The organism is Actinoplanes rectilineatus (assembly GCF_000962825.1).
GTDB classification, from domain to species: Bacteria; Actinomycetota; Actinomycetes; order Mycobacteriales; family Micromonosporaceae; genus Actinoplanes; species Actinoplanes rectilineatus.
Window position 1 is genome coordinate 1 of record NZ_JZKF01000024.1, and the last position, 17,053, is coordinate 17,053.

At 66.7% G+C, this 17,053-nt stretch carries 19 protein-coding genes and 1 pseudogene; 9 read left to right on the forward strand and 11 right to left on the reverse strand.

Going from position 1 to position 17,053, the window contains the following annotated elements; translation table 11 throughout:
- Window positions 1-76 precede the first annotated feature (76 nt).
- The 4 genes and pseudogenes from WH85_RS19375 to WH85_RS54000 form a co-directional block, all read right to left on the reverse strand.
- Window positions 77-919, reverse strand: coding sequence for a hypothetical protein (locus WH85_RS19375; protein ID WP_169792466.1), 843 nt, complete (start codon window positions 917-919; stop codon window positions 77-79).
- 649 nt (window positions 920-1,568) lie between these two features.
- Window positions 1,569-2,771: a restriction endonuclease gene (locus WH85_RS19380; protein WP_211275397.1), complete on the reverse strand. Its 1,203-nt coding sequence runs from the start codon at window positions 2,769-2,771 to the stop codon at window positions 1,569-1,571.
- 250 nt (window positions 2,772-3,021) lie between these two features.
- Entirely contained in the window at window positions 3,022-3,633 is a 612-nt protein-coding gene (locus WH85_RS19385; protein WP_052720545.1) for a hypothetical protein, read from the reverse strand.
- A gap of 27 nt (window positions 3,634-3,660) precedes the next feature.
- Window positions 3,661-3,855: pseudogene (locus tag WH85_RS54000) on the reverse strand (hypothetical protein); the annotation flags it as partial.
- Between WH85_RS54000 and WH85_RS19390 the strand changes: the two are divergent.
- Window positions 3,820-4,311 carry a DUF6933 domain-containing protein gene (locus WH85_RS19390; protein ID WP_045743426.1) on the forward strand — a complete coding sequence of 164 codons (492 nt, stop codon included), beginning with the start codon at window positions 3,820-3,822 and terminating at the stop codon, window positions 4,309-4,311. The pseudogene WH85_RS54000 and the gene WH85_RS19390 overlap by 36 nt on opposite strands.
- 28 nt (window positions 4,312-4,339) lie before the next feature.
- Here the strand turns inward: WH85_RS19390 and WH85_RS19395 are convergent, their stop codons facing one another.
- Window positions 4,340-4,597: a hypothetical protein gene (locus WH85_RS19395; RefSeq protein WP_245674005.1), complete on the reverse strand. Its 258-nt coding sequence runs from the start codon at window positions 4,595-4,597 to the stop codon at window positions 4,340-4,342.
- Window positions 4,598-4,789: 192 nt separating this feature from the next.
- On the opposite strand from WH85_RS19395, the gene WH85_RS53020 reads away from it, so the two are divergent.
- Together WH85_RS53020 and WH85_RS19405 are read left to right on the forward strand one after the other, a co-directional pair.
- Window positions 4,790-5,035, forward strand: coding sequence for a helix-turn-helix domain-containing protein (locus WH85_RS53020; RefSeq protein ID WP_245674006.1), 246 nt, complete (start codon window positions 4,790-4,792; stop codon window positions 5,033-5,035).
- A gap of 9 nt (window positions 5,036-5,044) precedes the next feature.
- Window positions 5,045-5,467: a PIN domain-containing protein gene (locus WH85_RS19405; RefSeq protein ID WP_245674007.1), complete on the forward strand. Its 423-nt coding sequence runs from the start codon at window positions 5,045-5,047 to the stop codon at window positions 5,465-5,467.
- Between the two features lie 372 nt (window positions 5,468-5,839).
- Here WH85_RS19405 and WH85_RS19410 read toward each other — a convergent pair whose 3' ends face one another.
- Window positions 5,840-7,012, reverse strand: a complete 1,173-nt coding sequence (locus WH85_RS19410; RefSeq protein WP_045743330.1) for an epoxide hydrolase family protein — start codon at window positions 7,010-7,012, stop codon at window positions 5,840-5,842.
- Window positions 7,013-7,079: 67 nt separating this feature from the next.
- Here WH85_RS19410 and WH85_RS19415 point away from each other — a divergent pair, with 67 nt between their 5' ends.
- From WH85_RS19415 to WH85_RS19430, 4 genes are all read left to right on the forward strand, one after another.
- A complete protein-coding gene (locus WH85_RS19415; RefSeq protein WP_245674008.1) occupies window positions 7,080-7,748 on the forward strand; it encodes a TetR/AcrR family transcriptional regulator in 669 nt (222 codons plus the stop codon).
- Between the two features lie 13 nt (window positions 7,749-7,761).
- Window positions 7,762-8,151 (forward strand): TIGR03618 family F420-dependent PPOX class oxidoreductase, encoded by a 390-nt coding sequence (locus WH85_RS19420; RefSeq protein WP_045743332.1) that lies wholly within the window; start codon window positions 7,762-7,764, stop codon window positions 8,149-8,151.
- Between the two features lie 482 nt (window positions 8,152-8,633).
- Window positions 8,634-8,963: a hypothetical protein gene (locus WH85_RS19425; RefSeq protein ID WP_045743429.1), complete on the forward strand. Its 330-nt coding sequence runs from the start codon at window positions 8,634-8,636 to the stop codon at window positions 8,961-8,963.
- Between the two features lie 7 nt (window positions 8,964-8,970).
- Window positions 8,971-9,216, forward strand: coding sequence for a hypothetical protein (locus tag WH85_RS19430; protein ID WP_045743333.1), 246 nt, complete (start codon window positions 8,971-8,973; stop codon window positions 9,214-9,216).
- 133 nt (window positions 9,217-9,349) lie between these two features.
- Here the strand turns inward: WH85_RS19430 and WH85_RS19435 are convergent, their stop codons facing one another.
- A complete protein-coding gene (locus WH85_RS19435; protein ID WP_045743334.1) occupies window positions 9,350-10,915 on the reverse strand; it encodes an FG-GAP-like repeat-containing protein in 1,566 nt (521 codons plus the stop codon).
- A gap of 133 nt (window positions 10,916-11,048) precedes the next feature.
- On the opposite strand from WH85_RS19435, the gene WH85_RS54135 reads away from it, so the two are divergent.
- Window positions 11,049-11,192, forward strand: a complete 144-nt coding sequence (locus WH85_RS54135) for a hypothetical protein (RefSeq protein WP_353050962.1) — start codon at window positions 11,049-11,051, stop codon at window positions 11,190-11,192.
- Window positions 11,193-11,579: 387 nt separating this feature from the next.
- On the opposite strand, the gene WH85_RS19440 is transcribed toward WH85_RS54135, so the two are convergent.
- Window positions 11,580-12,227, reverse strand: a complete 648-nt coding sequence (locus WH85_RS19440; RefSeq protein ID WP_245674009.1) for an apurinic/apyrimidinic endonuclease family protein — start codon at window positions 12,225-12,227, stop codon at window positions 11,580-11,582.
- Window positions 12,228-13,912: 1,685 nt separating this feature from the next.
- On the opposite strand from WH85_RS19440, the gene WH85_RS19445 reads away from it, so the two are divergent.
- The gene (locus tag WH85_RS19445) at window positions 13,913-14,095 is read left to right on the forward strand and encodes a hypothetical protein (protein WP_045743336.1); all 183 of its coding nucleotides are present in this window, start codon (window positions 13,913-13,915) and stop codon (window positions 14,093-14,095) included.
- A gap of 112 nt (window positions 14,096-14,207) precedes the next feature.
- Here the strand turns inward: WH85_RS19445 and WH85_RS19450 are convergent, their stop codons facing one another.
- The 3 genes from WH85_RS19450 to WH85_RS19460 all read right to left on the reverse strand — a co-directional run bounded on the left by WH85_RS19450 (window position 14,208) and on the right by WH85_RS19460 (window position 17,052).
- Window positions 14,208-15,329: a YihY/virulence factor BrkB family protein gene (locus WH85_RS19450; RefSeq protein ID WP_045743337.1), complete on the reverse strand. Its 1,122-nt coding sequence runs from the start codon at window positions 15,327-15,329 to the stop codon at window positions 14,208-14,210.
- Between the two features lie 153 nt (window positions 15,330-15,482).
- Window positions 15,483-16,292 carry an ABC transporter permease gene (locus WH85_RS19455; RefSeq protein ID WP_045743338.1) on the reverse strand — a complete coding sequence of 270 codons (810 nt, stop codon included), beginning with the start codon at window positions 16,290-16,292 and terminating at the stop codon, window positions 15,483-15,485.
- Window position 16,293: 1 nt separating this feature from the next.
- Entirely contained in the window at window positions 16,294-17,052 is a 759-nt protein-coding gene (locus WH85_RS19460) for an ABC transporter permease (RefSeq protein WP_045743339.1), read from the reverse strand.
- Between the last annotated feature and the right edge of the window lies 1 nt (window position 17,053).

Sequence of the window (17,053 nt, forward strand, 5' to 3'; positions counted from 1 at the left end):
GCGGCATGGATCAACCCGCCCGCAGAGAACCAGGCTGACCAGCAGATTCACTCAAAGAATCCGTGATCAACCCGCCTCAAAAATCTTGACACGTTCCGCTGTCCGGCTCGAATCCGACAAAGAGCTGGAAGTTTGTCGTCGCACAGCGGACACGCGCACGGTCGTTCTCGTTCAGTTCAGAGGCAGGCCTGTCCACAATGGCATTGATCTCAGCGATGAACTCCGTCATAGCTTTGGCGCCAGCCGGCATCCGGAGGACAGTGTGTTCAGGACTCAGACCGAGCTCGAAGTGAGCCCAGCTCGTCCGGCTGGAGCCCTCACGGACAAGCGGAACGGCGATGTCTTGCGAGCCGTCGTCGAAGCTGAGCACAGTCATGACGCCGAGCGGCGCATCCATAATGCCCTGGTCCCGGATGGGCGGGTTTGGACTGTTGCTCTTGCGAGTCTTCTTCATCGCCTCTTCGAGGGCATGGAGGAGCTCTCGGGGGGAAGACGCAGTCATCGCCAGCTCGCCCTGCAGCGATTCGGCGCTGGAGATAAGACTTTCATCGTGACTGATTGCTTCCCCACCAGCTAGTGGGTAGTAGTTCTGGTCGGCGTTACGCGGGTTGAGCGGGTCTGCCATGAGCCGGGGCGTCCAGGCCAGGCCGTCGATGTAAAGCAGGTGGCCACCAGGAATCCGCATGCGTCGAGGCTGGCTGATCTGAGGCAGGATCGCGTCCGGGTGAACCCAGATCGTTGACATCGCGCCGGCCGCGCGGTCGCTCATACCGAAAGCCTTCTTGACGGCTGCGCGAAGGTCTCGAATGACTCCGGGCGGCGGAAGGTCAGGAAGACGGCGAAGCGGACGGGGCATTTCCGTTCGCTCACCGATGACCTGGACCGGCGATGGGAGCGAAGTATTGATTGTGCTGGTCATGAGGGTCCTCCGAAGGTCCCGCTGACTACGCGGGAGACCCTCTCCCGCGGGCACAACACGCGGGAGCTGGGACGCCTACCAGCTCTCGCTCTCGCTTTGGACGGATCTCTGGCCCGTCGGCGGCGTGAGCGGCCCGAGATTGCCGATCGCGACATCTGGTCTGGCCTCTGGCTCCAGCTCTGCTGGAACACGTTCTGGGCACTCCCTGCCTCTGTGCAGATCGGCGCCTGCACTTTGGCTTGTCGCGACGCATCTCGCGTCGTCGCCTACAGGGAAACATCAGATGCGCTGCTGATCAAGGGTCGGCCAGAGAGATCAGCCGAGTAGGTAGCTTGAGGCTGCCCGCTTAGCTGATCCCGTCCGTGTAACAGTGAGAAGTTCGCGTCAACAGCCGAACAGGACCCACGACCAGCGCTCGGCCCGTTGCATTTGAGCGGCGAACGGGCGACGAACGTAGTCATAGATCCTGAGTCAGGCTTGGCGCACCGGGTGATGCGTGCTGAAAGCAAGATTTCTGCCCGAGGCCTGGGCTTGCGTGAATGGGTTGCCACTGGTCCCGGTCAAGTGGCTGCCGCACCGCTTCGCGGCTTGCCCTCGAATGATGGATCTGGGGAAATCTGCGTGGTCTACCGGTGGCAGCGGAGAAGAGTCAGCTTACGGTCGGCGGAGGAAACGCTGAGTCGAGCCAGGCTGCTACCGCCTCTGGGGTGGTGTAGCCCTTCTGCCGGAGGATGTCGACGATGTCGCGGCCGCAGATGATGACGATGGGGTGCTGGTCCTCCCGGACTTCGCTGTATGCCTGGTAGTGGACGTATGACGTGGTGACGAGCACGCCGAACATGCGGTTCCGAATTCGCGAGATGAGCCGGGAGGTCTCCTTGACCTTGACGGAGTTGTCCGGTCCATAGCACTTCGCCTCTAGCACGAAGTCGAGTGAGATACGGTCGGCCTCCGGGCCGAGCTGGTAGATGCCGATGGCGTCGCGTCCGAAGTCCCGGCTGGCTCGCGTGACTGCTGTGACACCGGTATTCGGTGCCATCATGCGCCAGAGGTCGACAGCGCAGGCTTCGAAGTCAGTCCAGCGGCCGACAAAGTGCTGATGAATGGTGCTGAGAATCTGTTGCCCGGTGGCGTCCGCCGGCATCTGCTCTGCATGGCTCCGGACGACCTTCGTTGACGGAGCGACGAGGGTGCGGTACGCCCGGCCGTGCACCCACTCCGCCCATGCTGGTGGACAGGCACTGCCGAGAGGCTGCCCAGCCAGGATCTGATCGATCCACTCGCGGGTGATGACTGGAATGTCCAGAACGGTGAAGGAGGCACGGTAGTTCTGAAAGCGCTGCCCGCCGGTACTGCGCCAGATGGCCTGGAGGTCGTCATCGGACGCCATGGTGTCGCCGCCCGGGGCGAGTAGCCCGCGGAACACGACGTTGCGGCCACGGGTGTTGGCCTTCGCGAAGAGCAAGAAGGGTGGAACTTGTTGCCGAGCAACGTCGTCGGAGTGCGCCGCGGCGAAAGTGTCGCGAAGGATGACGTTGCCGGACCGGGGAGTCTCATGCAGTAGGTGCCCCGGTGAGCGGTTGTCGCCGTAGTAGGTGAACAACCCGGTCTTCTCGTCGAGAACGTCAGGCCAGTCCGGGTTCTCGCCCGAGGTATAGAGGACGACGAGTTTGACGCCTTCGCGTGTCGGCGAGCCCTTGTAGCGGAACCCGCCCTGGTTGCCGACGGGCAGCAGCCGCTGGAGTGGGTCGTCGCCGGTATGGCCCGCGGTACCTCCCTGATACTCGGCGTCGAGGACAAGGTCGGAGTTGCCGAGCTGATCGAAGCTGTAGAGGCGTCGCGTCGCAGTCACCGGATCACCGTAGATGCTCGCTAGCATCGTCTTCGGCCCTCTCCATCGCTGTCGAGTCCTGCGGCTCGTCGCAGAGCTAGCAGGGTCCGGCAAGGCCGGGAGTCGCCGAAGGCCAGGACGATCGCTCAGCGCCCGTACGCTGTAGGCGAGCGGACCGAGGACATGGCTCAACCAAGGTCAAGTAGTCCGCAAACGGTCCGCACTACGTCCGCAAGAGTAGCGGAACGTTGTAAGGTCTTGGCAGGTGTTTTCACAGCTCAGCGAGTGTTTGTGCCGGTAGGTCGACACTGCTTGTTGATCTCATAATCCCTCGGTCGCGGGTTCGAGTCCCGCCCGCCCCACCAGGTTTGGCATTGCGCGAACCGGATCCGGTTCGTTGCCGTCGCCGGTGGACGTAGCGGGGCAGCCGGAATACCGGGATGATCTCCTCGCCGATGATGCGGATCTCGGCGATCAGTTCTTCGATGATGGCCTTGCGCTCGGCTGACTCGCCGTTGGTGATCACATGTTCGAGGCGGGCTCGGGTCTTCGCGAGGGTGCTGGGCGACGGTGCGACGGGTTCGTCGCTGATCAGGTCGGTGATCTCGTCAGGACGGACCTTGAGGGCTTCGATCTCGGTGCGGAGTTCGCGGAGGCGCGGGCCGGTGTCTTCCTCGTCCATGGTGCCGTTCTCGAACGCGGTCCGGTATTTGTCGCGTGCCGTGGTCTTGGCGGTGATGGCGGCTTCGATGGCGTCGAGTTCGGCGTGCCGGTCGGCGTTGGTGTCGCGGTGGTGGGCTCGCGCCTGGTTGATCGCGGTGGCGATGAGGGTGTCGGCGTCGCGGTAGAAGTCGTGCCGGGCTTGGAGGACGGCTTCGTCCATGGCGGGGGCGTCGAGGCGGGGACTGGTGCAGCCGTGGGCGCCGTATCGGCTGCGGGAGTAGCAGGTGTAGTAGTGGTAGCTGCGGTGCGGCCTTTCGCTGAGGTTCCGATGTACTTGTTCTTGCAGCGTGGGCAGGTGATCAGGCCGGTGAGGTGGTCGACGTACTGCGTGGGGCAGGATGGCAGGGTGCTTATCGTGCGAGCGACTAGGAAACTGCTCGATCTCGTAGGCCCGCCAGACATCGAGCCGGCCTACGAGGACACGACTGAGCTTGGCCCGTGGTACGCCACGGTGCTGCCGTGGCGGCCACGAGTGGCTCTGCTCGTCAGCGAGACAACGCTTCTGCCGATCCTGACACCGCTGACGCCCGCCGCCGGCTGGCCGACCAGAATTGCTACGGCAGTCGCTACGGTTCTGGACGCGCACGGAGTACCGATCAGCTTTATCGAGAACGAGGTACGGCAGATGGACGACCGCCGCCTCGCCACGACCGCCAGCCGGAGCATCGTCGGCGTCATGAACGACTACGTCAGCCTCGCCAAAGCCCATCGCAATCACGGCGACGAGCCGAGTCACCTCGATCTGTCGCTGCGCCTGTCGAGAACGCCCTTCCGCCCGTTGTACAGCCGCAACGTCAGCCCGGACCGCGAACTCGCTGCCATGACACGTCCGGGTTGAGTCCTTCGCTGGACCACGGAGCGGGCCCCTACAGAATGCTCCAGGCGGTCAGTTCCTGTAGGTCTTCGCGGAGACCAGCAATACGGTGGTGAACCTCGGTCGCGGCGGGGCTGCCGGGCGCTGACTTGCGGGCGTTGGTGGCGATCATCTGGAGCTCACGGAGCAGACAGAGATCCTCGAAGTGGTCCCCATCGCGAGGGTCGCGTCCGTACGCGGTGACGAAGTCGCCGAAGTCGTGGCTGCCGAACCGGCGGCAGTGCACCGCCACCGTGGCGATGTCCCACATGCGAGGTCCGGTGGAAGCGCTGTCCCAGTCGGCCAGCACGGGAGTGCCGTCATCGAGGCCCCCGCCCGAGCGAAGCTGGCGGGCCCGGACGGTTCGCAGCTCGACATCCCCGCCGAACTCTATGAACTGCTACGTGACGTCGTCGGTGCCCTGTCGCAGGGGATGGCCATTTCGATCGCCCCGCATAACACGATGCTGACCACCCAAGAGGCCGCTGACCTGCTCAACATCTCACGACCTACGCTGGTCCGCCTGCTGACCGACGGCGAGATTCCGCACAGCCTGCGCGGCCGGCATCGGCGAGTTCTGCTGCGTGACATCCTCGACTACTTTGAACGCACCCGCACTGAACGCCGCCGAGCCCTGGACCAGATGGCAGCCGACGCCGAGGACGACGACCTGTACGAGATCACCCTCGACTCCCCGCCGTCGAGGTGACAGCCGGTCATGGTGGCGTTTCCCGCGTTCCTTGACACCTGCGTGCTCTACCCGGCATACCTGTGCGACACCCTGCTTCGCCTCGCCGAAGCCTCCGCATACCGGCCACTCTGGTCGGCCGACGTCTTCGCCGAACTACGTCGCAACCTCACCAAGCGTGGGCTACCACCGGATCGGGTCGATCGGCGGCTCGGCCAGATGAGCCGGTCATTCCCCGACGCCCTGGTCGCTGGCTATGAGTCACTTGTCGACGGTATGCCGAACCATCCGAAGGACCGGCACATTCTGGCTGCCGCCGTACGCGCCAATGCCGAAGTCATCGTTACCTTCAACCTCAGCGACTTCCCCGAGCCGGCCCTCAAGCCCTACGACATCGCGGCCATCCACCCCGATGACTTCCTCCTCGACCAACTCGATCTCACCCCGGCTTGACCATGGACGTGCTCCGTCGCCCACAGACCTCGCGTCACGGTGGTCGCTCCAGACGAACCGCTGGCGAGTACGCCTGGGGCAGGGTCCACATGCTGGAGATCGACCGCTTCACCTGTGAGGTGACCGTCGCGTTCCGCGATGCGGAGATCACCGCTGTCGCCGGGAGCGCCCCTCGCCGGCGCCGAAGACATGCTTTTCGCCGTCCATGAGACCGGCCGCACGGTCGTGATCGTCGGTGACGACGCCCGCGTCTCCAGCGCTACCCGACCCGGTGAATGCACTGCTATAGGACCGCCGCCAGGTCGGCGCGATGACTGATCATGGCGGGGGCCGCCTTCCGCTCGGGTGATGCAGAGCGGTTCCACGGGCCGGTCAGGACGGCCGTATCGACCGGAAGGTTGTCCGGATCTGGTCGGCGAGGACGCCAGGCTGCTCGAGGGCGGCGAAGTGTCCGCCGCGTTCGAGTCGGGCGTAGTGCAGCACCGTCTCGTAGCGTCGCTCGATCCAGCGCCGGGATGCCTGGACGGCCTCGCCGGGAAAGATGCTGAACCCCGCGGGAACGGGGTTGGGTGCCCAGGATCCGGCGTGCCTGGCGCTGCTCTGCCTCTCCTCCCAGTACAGCCGGGCGGAGGATGCGGCGGCATTGGGCAGCCAGTAGAGCATGATGTCGTCGAGGATCTCGTCGCGGTCGATGACGTCCTCCGGGTTGCCGTCGTTGTCGGTCACGTCTTGGAAGAGCGTGTAGATCCAGGCGGCGAGTCCGGCCGGTGAGTCCGCGAGGGAGTAGCCGACCGTCTGGGGCCGGGTCGCCTGCTCGCGGGCGTACCCGTCGAGTTCGGTCTGGTAGCGCTGAGCGCGCGCCATCATCTGTTGTTCCTCTCCCGTCGCCTCGCTCATCTCCTGCGGGGTGGGGAACACCAGCGGGAGGTTGAAATGCGCTCCCCGGCACCTCTCCGGCGCCGTGCGGGTGATCTGCTCGACGACGGCTGCGCCCCAGTCGCCGCCCTGGGCGAACCAGTCGTCGTAGCCCAGCCGCTGCATGAGGGTGATCCACGCGTCGGCGACTCGCGAGATGTTCCAGCCTGTCGTGGTGGGTTTGCCGGAGAACCCGAAGCCCGGCATGGAGGGGATCACGAGGTGGAAGGCGTCCTCGGCGTTGCCGCCGTGGGCGACCGGATCGGTCAGCGGCCCGATCAGGTGCCGGAACTCCAGGATCGAGCCGGGCCAGCCGTGGCACAGCAGCAGCGGTACCGCCCCGGGTTCAGCCGAACGCACGTGCAGGAAGTGGACGGCGGTCCCGTCGAGCACCGTACGGGATGAGCCGAAGCTGTTGATGTCCCGCTCGGCGCGTCTCCAGTCGTAGCCGGTGGCCCAGTGGTCACAGAGGGCGCGGATGCGCTCCGACTGGGGGCCTTGGCCGGCGTCCGGGACGGTTTCGCGGTCCGGCCACCGGGTGGCGGCGAGGCGGTGCAGCAGGTCTTGCAGTTCATCCTCGGGAACCGAGATCGGGTACGGCTCCACGAGGTCCATGTGGCGGGCTGTCATCAGGTGTTCCCAGCTGTCCGGTGGTCGGGGTCGTCATAGTAGGCAATAACTGGAAGAAAAATTCAACTTGGAAAAATTCTTCCAGTTATATAGGGTCTGGTACGTGGCCGCATCAGACCCTCCCCTGCGTCGCGATGCCGAACGCAACCGTCAGCTGCTGCTGCGCACGGCGTACGACCTGATGGCTTCTGCCGGTCTGGACGTTTCCTACGAGGACATCGCCCGGGCCGCCGGCACCGGGATGGGCACCGTCTACCGGCGCTTCCCACAACGGCAGGACCTACTGGACGCCCTGTTCAGCGAGCACATCGATACGGTGATCGAGTTGGCTGAGCAGGCCGCACGGTACGACGACGCATGGGCTGGGCTCACCTGGTTCCTCGAGCGGCAACTCGAGATCGAGGCGAAGAGCAGGGGTCTCGGAGAGCTGTTGCGCAGCCGGAACCAGGCCACCGCCCTGGTGCGGCGCGCGCACGAGCGGATGACCCCGCTCGTGGCCGGCCTGATCGCTCGCGCGGTCCGCACGGGTCAACTGCCGGCCGGAGCGACCCCCGCCGACTTCGCCGCTGCGCACGTGATGGTGGGTGGAGTCATGGACGCCTCCCGCACCTCCGCCCCACAGATGTGGCGGCGTGCGCTCCGGATCGCCCTCGCGGGCCTGCGCCATGCCGATCTCTCCGGTGACCCGCCGGACGAAGTGATCATCGATCACCTTTACAACGATCCGAAGAATTGAAGGTCCGCCCATCATGGCTCTGCCCGACGACCTGCTCGAGGTCCTCAACGCCAAGGCAATCTGCTTCGTGACCACACTCATGCCCGACGGGTCACCGCAGATCTCCCAGACCTGGGCCACCACCGACGGCGAGCACGTGCTCATCAACACGGTCGACACCCATCAGAAGACCCGCAACATCGCGCGCGACCCGCGCATCGCCATCGGGATCGCCGACCCGGCCGCGCCGTCACGGTCCTGGGCTCTACGCGGCAGCGTCGTGAACGCCACGACCGAGGGCGCCCGGGAGAACATCGACGAGCTGTCCCAGAAGTACATCGGCCGCCCGTACCCGGGCTTCGGCGGCGGCCCTCAGCAGCGCGTCCTGCTCACCATCAAGGTCGACAAAGTCCACAAACCCTGACCCCCGACCGGGTGACGCACCGGTTTCGATGTCGGTATCGAAGCCGGTGCGCTCCTCCCCGGCGCTGACCGCTGAAGGTGCGAGGCGTCGAACGTGACCGCCGGACCCCGGTGGGAGTTCACGGGTACGGAAGACGCCGGTCGTCGCCAGGGTGCCGAGATCGAGATTCTGTACCCACGGCCCGTGACGTCGGCCATGCTCGACCTGGTCGAGCAGGCTGAAGCGGCCGTTCGGGTTCGGGAACCAGCGTGTACCCAGCGGTAGTGGGTTGCGTAACGTTCACTGAAGGCGGCGCACGAGAACGGCTCAGCGCGGCGCCCTCCCGCCGGGCGTCGCAAGTGAGGTGTGGTCGATGAGTAGGTTCCTTGCGATCGGTACGCGGTGAGTCTCCGGATCGGCTTCCCGAGCGGCGACCGGTGATGGCGAAGCATCCGGTTGCCGGTGCGCCCATGGGTTTCGTCGGCTGGTGGCGGATCGTGGAGATGGAACTGTGGGACGCCGACGCCTTCGATCTGGTGGGGCCGGCCTTCATCGAGTTCGGCTCGGATCTCCATGGACGGATTCAGTTCATCGCCGTCGACGGATGGATGGACTGTCGGGCGGCGACGCCGTCAGGCCGGGCTGGTGTCGAGTTCACTTGGGAGGGCAGCGACGAGGGTGACGAGGTCAGCGGACGGGGCTGGGCCGCGGTCGCTGATGACGGCGCCCTTGAAGGGCGGATCTTCTTCCACAACGGTGACGATTCGGGTTTCCGGGCGGTGCGTGCCACCGGACCTGATGGTGCCGAGCGGCCGCGGTCACCTGCGATCTGAGGTAGCGATGCCGGCCGCCAACGGCTGGGTCGGCACGAACGCTCACCGCGACGGGTCGGGTCAGTCGCTGGACGTCGGTACGAGTTCGGCACCGTGTGATTGGCTGTCGACGGCTGCTGGCGAAGCGACCGGAGGCGGTTCTCTATCCTGCGCGGGTGTCTTCACTTTCGCGGAGCAGATGGCCCGGCTGCGGGAGCGGCATGCCCGCGAGCCGAGCCTGATCGACCGTTTCGACCGGGCCCGGCTCGACTGATTCTGCTGTCGGGCTCGCGGAGACAGACCCACCAGTTCCGGCAAACTCCGGACTGACGCAGGGCTCGACCCGGTCGGTTTCATGCTGGATGTTCACCGACCGGGTCTGCTGCTTGGGCTGCTCAGTCGCCCGGTCAGGCGAAGTACAAGCGGCCGAGACCGTCGGTGAGCTGCAAGCCGTGGTAGCGGCCGTAACCGGTGGTCACGGTCCGGACGGCCTCAAAACCGCCGCCGGCCTTGGTCAGGCGTACGTCCACGTTGGTCCCGTCGTGGATGACCAGGTCGTCGCGGCCGTCGCCGTTGTAGTCGGCGAAATACAACCGGCCCAGACCGTTACTGACCTGCAGACCGTGGTACCGGCCATACCCGGTGGTCACGAGGCGTCCACTGTCGAAACCGCCAGTGCCCGTGTTGAGACGCACGGTGACGTCGGTCCCGTCATGCACGATCAGGTCATCGCGGCCGTCACCGTCGTAGTCGGCAAAGTACAGTCGGCCCAAACCGTTGCTGACCTGCAGACCGTGGTACCGGCCATACCCGGTGGTCACGAGGCGTCCACTGTCGAAACCGCCGGTACCCGTGTTGAGACGCACGGTGACGTCGGAGCCGTCGTGCACGATCAGGTCATCGCGGCCGTCACCGTCGTAGTCGGCGAAATACAACCGGCCAAGACCATTGCTGACCTGCAGACCGTGGTACCGGCCCCACCCCGACGACACGAGCCGCCCGCCGTCGAAACCGGTGCCCGTGTTGAGACGTACGTAGATGTCCGAACCGTCGTGCACGATCAGGTCGGTGCGGCTGTCACCGTCGAAATCGGCGTAGTGGAGCCGGCCGAGACCGTCGGTCACGTCGAGGCCGTGATACCGGCCCCAACCGGAGGACACGCTGCTACCGGCGTCGAAACCTCCGGTCGACACCCCCTTGCGAACCGTCAGGTCGGTGCCGGTGTGCACCACCAGGTCAGCCCGGGCGTCACCGTTGAAGCTGTCGTACGGCCCGCGCGCCCAGCCGTCCGCGACCACCTTCGACAGGGCGCCGAAGTACGCGTCGGCCATCGTGACGTACCCACTGTTGTTGGGGTGTAGGTCGTCGGCCATCTGCGAAGCGGTGAGCGGCATGTCCACGTACCGGACCTTGTTGCCCTCGGCCACCTCCTTCGCAGCGATGGTCCGCGCCCCGGCGTTGACCACGGCGACCTTGTCCTGCAGGCCGGTGCTCACCGGGATCAGACCGCTCAGCACGATGGTGACGCTCGGCCGGTTGAAGATGATCCGATTCACCAGATCGTCCAGCCGGTTCACCGCGGTCTCCCCGGAGACGCCCTCCCGGTTCAGGTCGTTGATGCCGGCATGCAGCAGTACGACGTCCGGCTGCTGGGCGTCCATCCAAGCGTCGATCTCGGCGCGCAGCTGGACGGTGGTCCAGCCGCGGTGTCCTTCGTGATCCATGTCGGCCATCGCGGCGTCGCTGGTCACGGATCCGACGTAGTCGATCGTGTACTGGTCCTGCTGGCTCACCAGGTTCCACAGGCGGTTCCGGTAGCCGTAGATCGGATCGCTGCCGGTACCCCGGGTGATCGAGTCACCCAGCGGCATCACCCGCAGGGGCGCGGCTGCCGTGTCCGCGGCCTGGGCCGGCGCCGCGGGCAGCAGGACCGCCGCGGCGAGCAGGGCGGCGAGAAGAGAAAGCGGTCTCATGCATCTCCGATGTAGAAGAAGATCGAAACCCGCAATGTAGCGACCTGGATCCATACCGTTGATCCGCCCTGGAAGAGACAATCGCGGCCCGGTCCAGATCTGGGATCGCAACCAGCCTCTCACCGCGAACCAGATGTGGGTGGTCACCGAGATCGTGGCGGGCACCGGCGGTTACCAGATTCAGAACGTCTCCTCCGGGAGATGCCTGGACATGTCGACGGATGGTTATCTCCACCTCATCCGACACCGATTGAACGTCGGACCTGGCACCGGTTAATTTGCCGGTTGACCAGACGTTTCAGTTTGGCGCGATGCCCTCGGTGTTGTTGGGTTCGGTGCCGATGCCCAGAGCGTGACAGACGTCCTTGGCGCGCATGCCGCCGCTGGTGGAGGCTGCCACCTAGCATCGTCGACTGGGCGCTGATGGTCAGCCGAATCCGAGCTCTCGGGGTGTCAGGACCGTCCGACATGGGGATTCTCCGTCAGTTTCGACCCCACGGACGGTGGACTAGTTCTTCCGGCATGGCGCCCACGTCCGCGTCGATCTTCAGGTCGCAGATCATGACATGCGGAACCGGGACCGGGCCCGGGCGGAGAACACACCCATGGCTCGTGAGCTGGGATCCCTCCACGCGGGCGGGTCCCGTCGTCGGGCGGCGCCCGCTCAGGGAGCGGTGCAGGGCTCCTGTTCGCGGACCAGGCCGAGGGCGGTCATCTCGTCCAGCACGAACGCCAGGTCACCGGCGGACTGCCCGGGGTCGGCGGACGTCTCGACGATGACGTACTCGGTGCGGGCGGTGTCGGCGGCCAGCAGATGACGCAGCACCGGCTGCCAGGCGACGGCCGGGTCGGTTATCAGGGCGGTTATCACGGACAACCCGGCGTCGGTCATCCGGTCGATGCCGGCCTGCGGGTCGGGCCAGTCGCGGATCGTGGTGGTCAGGTCGAGGCAGACGCCGAGGCGATCCTTGTCGATGCGGGTGAGCGCGGCGACCGTCTCCTCCGGACTGTCCAGCACCCGGCCGGGTCCGGGCTGGAATCCGGCGCGGACCGCGCGCCCGACCCGCCAGGCCAGGTCGGCGAGACCACCGGAGAACCGGCCCAGGTTGCGGGCGACGGCTTTCTCCTTGGTCTCGTCCCAGCCCTCGCGCAGGCCCAGCCCGCAGGTCGCTATCGCACCGCGGACCTCCTCGGCGGGGAGCAGGTCGACCAGGATGCGGGCCAGTTCGAGGGTGTGACGCAGCCGGGCCGCCTCGCTCCAGTCGCCGGGGGTGTTCTCGCCGCCGTCCTCGGCGTCGGGCCCTCCGCTCAACGTGACCACCTCGAGGCCTCGGGCATCAAGTTCGGCACGGAGTCGGGTTCTGGCGCGCCCGTCGGCGACGAGGACGGCGGCGAGAGGGTAGGACAGCCTGAGGGCGACTCCCAGGGTGCCGCTACCGCATCGGGATCGAAGTGCCGGAGTGACGGCATCCAGCCCTTCGACGGCGGCGGACAGTGAGTCCGCCTGGTCTAGGCTGAGTCCGCAGCCGAGGTGCACGATTCGGCCGGAGGGATGTCGCAGGCGCATCAATTTCCTCCCCGGACGAGGTCACCCGTGCAGGTGCACGTGCATCCGCACATGCTGACGCTTCCAGTATGGACCATGTCAGTGCCCGCCCTTGATCGGCCGCCGTCTTGACCCCGGGGTGCCATCGCCGCCTCCTTTCGTGGAATACCTATCCTCGGGTACGAGCGTGCGTCGTGAGACGGATCACCGGCGCACCCACCGTGCGACGCGATGACCGGCCACAACATGATCCAAAGCGGTCGCATACATCGAGTTCTGTCGACATAACAGGGGGTGGTGACCAGCGAGTAGCGCCTGGGGGCCAGCCGAATGAGACCGTTGTCGGACAGTCGGCGTGTTCATATTTTGCACAAACGGACATGCAATGTTCCCCTGCCCGTGCGTCTGTCGCGTGCCGAGGCATGACTGTGCGGATGCACGGGACAAACGCCTCGCGCATCCGCACACACCCACTGCGAGCCGGCCGGCGCAAGGTGCAACCGGTGCTGTCTCTCAACAGCCAGCCGCGGTAGAGCCCCGAACCGACTCCATCAGCGCCCTGACAGCCGTTCACGATCCGGAGACCGCACCGCAAGGCCGGTAAGCGCACCCGCAAAAGCCGGTAAGCGCACCCGCAAAACCAGTGAGCGCACCCGATCACGCTGTCGGGTGCGCCTACCTCCCCCAACGGACCGGCAGACGAACCCGCCAGCATGATCGGGTGCGCTGACCTCCCCGAAGAACCCGTGACCGAACCCGCCGACATGATCGGGGACGCTGACCAGCACGAAGGGATCAGTGGCCGAACCCGCCGGCGTGACCGGGTGTTCTGACCACCACCAAGGAACCGGTGACCGAACCCGCCGAGGTGATCGGGTGCGCTCACCTCCCTGAAGGGCAGTCGCCGCTCCCGATCAAGACATCGGGAGCGGTCGCCCGCCGGGAAACGCCGGTGGGCGCACCCGATCATGCGACTGGGTGCAACCAGCACCCCGAACGACAGCCGCTGCACCCGATCAAGACATTGGGTGCGCTCGCCATCGCAGAGGCGGGTGAGCGCACCCGGTCAAGACCCTGGGTGCGCTCGCCCGCCGCAAAAGGTCGGCGCCCGCACCCGATCACGCGACCGGGTGCAGCCACCGTTCCAAAGGACGGCCACCGCACCCGATCACACGACCGGGTGCAGCCACCGTTCCAAAGGACGGCCACCGCACCCGATCAAGACATTGGGAACGCTCACCCACCGGAAAAAGCCGGTGGGCGCACCCGATCACGTGGCCGGGTGCGGGCACCGCCCGAGAGAGCCGGTCAACGCACCCGCCAACGTGATCGGGTGCATTCACCACCCCAGAGGGCAACCACCGCACCCGATCAAGGCCTTGGGAACGGTCACCCACCGGTCACCCGCCGGAAAACGCCGGTGGGCGCACCCGATCATGCGATCGGGTGCGGTGAGCGTGCTGGAGGTGGGCGCCACGCCGGCACGGGCGCCCCGCCCTCGGTCACCGGACCGCTGGACCCTGACACCCGCCCTCTTCGATTCGTGGACCGAGCAACGGGACGCGGCAACCCCGAGTGGCCAGCTGGAACAGAGCGACAAGACGCCCGGCGACCGGTGGGAGTGGGTCGAGTAGCGGAGCGGCTGGAGTCGGACAGACCTGGGGAGCTACGGGAGGTGTGGTGGCTGGGGAGTTTCGACGCGTACCCGGGAAAGGGGTTTGCGGGTCTGCCCCCAGCCTCGACGGGTCAGTTCTGGCTCAGGCCGTGATCGCTGCCTTTTTTGAGCTTTCGGGTGTCGCGCAGTTCCAGGAAGGGCTCGTCGTCGGCGGGGTGGCCGGCGGCGATGGCGCGGCCGCGTTCGAGTTCGGCGTCGAGTTCGGCGCCGAGCAGGATGGCCATGTTGGAGATCCAGAGCCAGACCAGGAAGGCGATGACGCCGCCCAGTGTGCCGTAGGTCTTGTTGTAGTCGGCGAAGTTCGCCAAGTAGATCGCGAAGGCTCCGGAGGCCGCCACCCACAGGAACACGGCGAAGATGCCGCCGGGGCTGATCCAGCGGAAACCGCCGGTCTTCGCGTTCGGCGAGGCCCAGTAGAGGATCGCGAACATCAGGCTGACCAGCACTATCAAAACCGGCCACTTGGCGATGTTCCAGGTGGTGACGGCGACGCCGCCCAGGCCGATCTTCTCGCCGACGACGCGGGCCAGGTCTCCGGTGAAGATGACGATGGCGGCGGAGGCGACCAGCATCACGCCGACGGCGGCGGTGACGCCGACGCGGATCGGCAGGGTCTTCCAGATCGGGCGGCCCTCGGGGACGTCGTAGACGGCGTTCGACGCGCGCATGAACGCGCCGATGTAGCCGGACGCCGACCAGAAGGCGACGAACAGACCGGCGATCGCGGCGAGGCCGGCGCTGTTCTGGTTCTGCACCTGGCCGAGGACGGTGTCCACCAGTTCGCGGAGTTGCTGCTGGTTGGGGGCGATCTGGTCGACGGCGTCGCGGACCGACTGCTGCCCGTCGGCGCCGAGGAGGCCGAGCAGGGAGACCAGCACCACGACAGCCGGAAAGATCGACAGCACGCCGTAGTAGGTGAGGGCGGCGGCCCAGTCGGAGATGTTGTCCTCGTCGAACTGTTTGAACGTGCGGCGTACCGCGGCCCACACGCCCCGCAGGCGCAGCTGGCTCGGGCGGTCCGGGCCGGCGTCCGGGCCGGGGCCGTTCAGGTTGTCGGCGCGGGGTTCGTCGCCGGTGCGGGTGGTGGCCGCCGCTGCGAGATCGAAATCGGTCTCACCGCGACGCCGGGCCGCAGCAGACCCCTCCGAGGACACCGGATCGGCTTTCTCGTCGGCCTTGTGGTGAAGTCTCATCGCTGCTCTTCTCTCCCGGTGGATCGGGCCGTGATCTCCGCGGGGACGTGCGGAAACAGCCTGTCAGGGTGTTGCCCGCTGGGAGAGGTCACTAATCGCGGGACCACCCGGGCGGGGGCGCCGGTGTGGATGGGCACCCCCGGGCCGGGCGGGTCACCGGCAGAGTTGGCGTTCCATCCGGCGGCCGGTGATCGCCAGGCCGGCGGCGAGCAGGGCCAGCAGGTAGACGACGTCGACCGCCTGGCCGGCGCCCGCCGTCCCGGTGGTCACCCCACGGATCAGGTCGACCGCCCGGTAGAGCGGGGTGACCTCGACCAGCCAGCGCAGCACCACCGGGTACGCGGTGGCCGGCACGAACGTCCCGGAGAAGAGGAAGAGCGCAAACTGTCCGACATTGATCACGTCGAAGTCCTGCCAGCCGCGCAGTGTCGTCGACACGGCCATGCCGAGGGCGCCGAACGCGAAACCGACCAGGATCGTCGCCGGGAAGGCCGCGAGCGCCCGCAGCGGGGTCGTCAGGCCCATCGCCACCATGATCGCCAGGAAGGCGGCGGAGTAGACGTTGCCACGCATCATCGCCCAGGTCAGCTCGCCCATCGCGATCTCGACCGGTCGCACCGGGGTGGCGAGGACCCCCTCGTAGAGCCGCCAGTACTTCATCTTGCCGAAGAAGTTGAAGGTGGTCTCGGAGAGGGCGCCGCTCATCGCCGATGCGGCGAGCATGGCCGGCGCGACGAACACCGCGTAGTCGACCACCTGGCCGCCGGGCAGCGTGATGTCGCCGATCAGCGCGCCGACACCCACGCCGATCGAGAAGAGGTAGAGCACCGGTTCGAGGAAGCCGCCGAGCATGACCAACCAGTACGCCGGCTTGAGGGCGGTGATGTTGCGGGCGGTCACCGAGGCGGACCGCCGGGCCGATCCGGGCGTCAGCAGGCGGGGAAGCATCGCCGTCAGAACCATGTCAGACCACCAGCCGTGCGCGGAACCGCCAGGACGCCAGGAGCCAGCCGCCCACGCACCAGAGCAGCAGGTAGAGCACCTGGAAGAGCGCACCGGACCCCGGGTCGAGGCCCAGTGTCGCGGCCCGGCTCAGGTCGACCGCGTGCCAGAGCGGCAGGGCGTAGGCCACCCACTGCAGGGCCACCGGCAGGGACTCGACCGGGAAGAACACCCCGGAGAACAGCGACATCGGCAGCACCGCGAACCGGAACAGGATCGCCAGGTAGCTGTCGGTGGTCACGAAGGCGGAGTAGGCGGTGACCGGCGCGGCGACCGCCAGGCCGGCCAGCACCGCGAGCGGCGGCACCGCCAGGGCCCAGGGTGAGTGCAGCGTGCCGAACGCCGCCGCGATCAGCAGGAACGCCGCGACCGCGGTCAGCACCCGGAACGCCATGAAGGCCAGGTGGCCGCCGAGGATGTCGGTGACCCGCAGCGGTGCGGAGGCCTGCGCGAAGTACATCTTGTTCCACTCGAAGTAGCTCAGGACCGGCCAGGTGGCCTCGCCGAGGGCGGTCTGCACCGCGGTCGAGGCGATCAGGCCGGGGACGATCCAGTCGAGGTACGCGACGCCGTCGACGCCGCCGTTCACGTAGGCGCCGACGCCGAGACCGAAACCGAGCACGGTGAGCAGTGGCAGCACCAGGCTGGAGAGCACACTGCCGCGCCAGGTGCGCCGGTAGTTGACCAGGTGGTATTCCAGGACGTAGCCGGAGGAGGTCATC

Excerpts from the sequence above, each read along its gene's own strand:
- WH85_RS19375 (WP_169792466.1), bottom strand. The coding sequence starts at position 919 with ATGACCAGCACAATCAATACTTCGCTCCCATCGCCGGTCCAGGTCATC.
- WH85_RS19385 (WP_052720545.1), bottom strand. The coding sequence starts at position 3,633 with ATGGACGAAGCCGTCCTCCAAGCCCGGCACGACTTCTACCGCGACGCC.
- WH85_RS19395 (WP_245674005.1), bottom strand. The coding sequence starts at position 4,597 with ATGTGGGACATCGCCACGGTGGCGGTGCACTGCCGCCGGTTCGGCAGC.
- WH85_RS53020 (WP_245674006.1), top strand. The coding sequence starts at position 4,790 with ATGCTGACCACCCAAGAGGCCGCTGACCTGCTCAACATCTCACGACCT.
- WH85_RS19405 (WP_245674007.1), top strand. The coding sequence starts at position 5,045 with ATGGTGGCGTTTCCCGCGTTCCTTGACACCTGCGTGCTCTACCCGGCA.
- WH85_RS19410 (WP_045743330.1), bottom strand. The coding sequence starts at position 7,012 with ATGACAGCCCGCCACATGGACCTCGTGGAGCCGTACCCGATCTCGGTT.
- WH85_RS19420 (WP_045743332.1), top strand. The coding sequence starts at position 7,762 with ATGGCTCTGCCCGACGACCTGCTCGAGGTCCTCAACGCCAAGGCAATC.
- WH85_RS19425 (WP_045743429.1), top strand. The coding sequence starts at position 8,634 with ATGGAACTGTGGGACGCCGACGCCTTCGATCTGGTGGGGCCGGCCTTC.
- WH85_RS19430 (WP_045743333.1), top strand. The coding sequence starts at position 8,971 with ATGCCGGCCGCCAACGGCTGGGTCGGCACGAACGCTCACCGCGACGGG.
- WH85_RS19435 (WP_045743334.1), bottom strand. The coding sequence starts at position 10,915 with ATGAGACCGCTTTCTCTTCTCGCCGCCCTGCTCGCCGCGGCGGTCCTG.
- WH85_RS54135 (WP_353050962.1), top strand. The coding sequence starts at position 11,049 with ATGTGGGTGGTCACCGAGATCGTGGCGGGCACCGGCGGTTACCAGATT.
- WH85_RS19450 (WP_045743337.1), bottom strand. The coding sequence starts at position 15,329 with ATGAGACTTCACCACAAGGCCGACGAGAAAGCCGATCCGGTGTCCTCG.
- WH85_RS19455 (WP_045743338.1), bottom strand. The coding sequence starts at position 16,292 with ATGGTTCTGACGGCGATGCTTCCCCGCCTGCTGACGCCCGGATCGGCC.
- WH85_RS19460 (WP_045743339.1), bottom strand. The coding sequence starts at position 17,052 with ATGACCTCCTCCGGCTACGTCCTGGAATACCACCTGGTCAACTACCGG.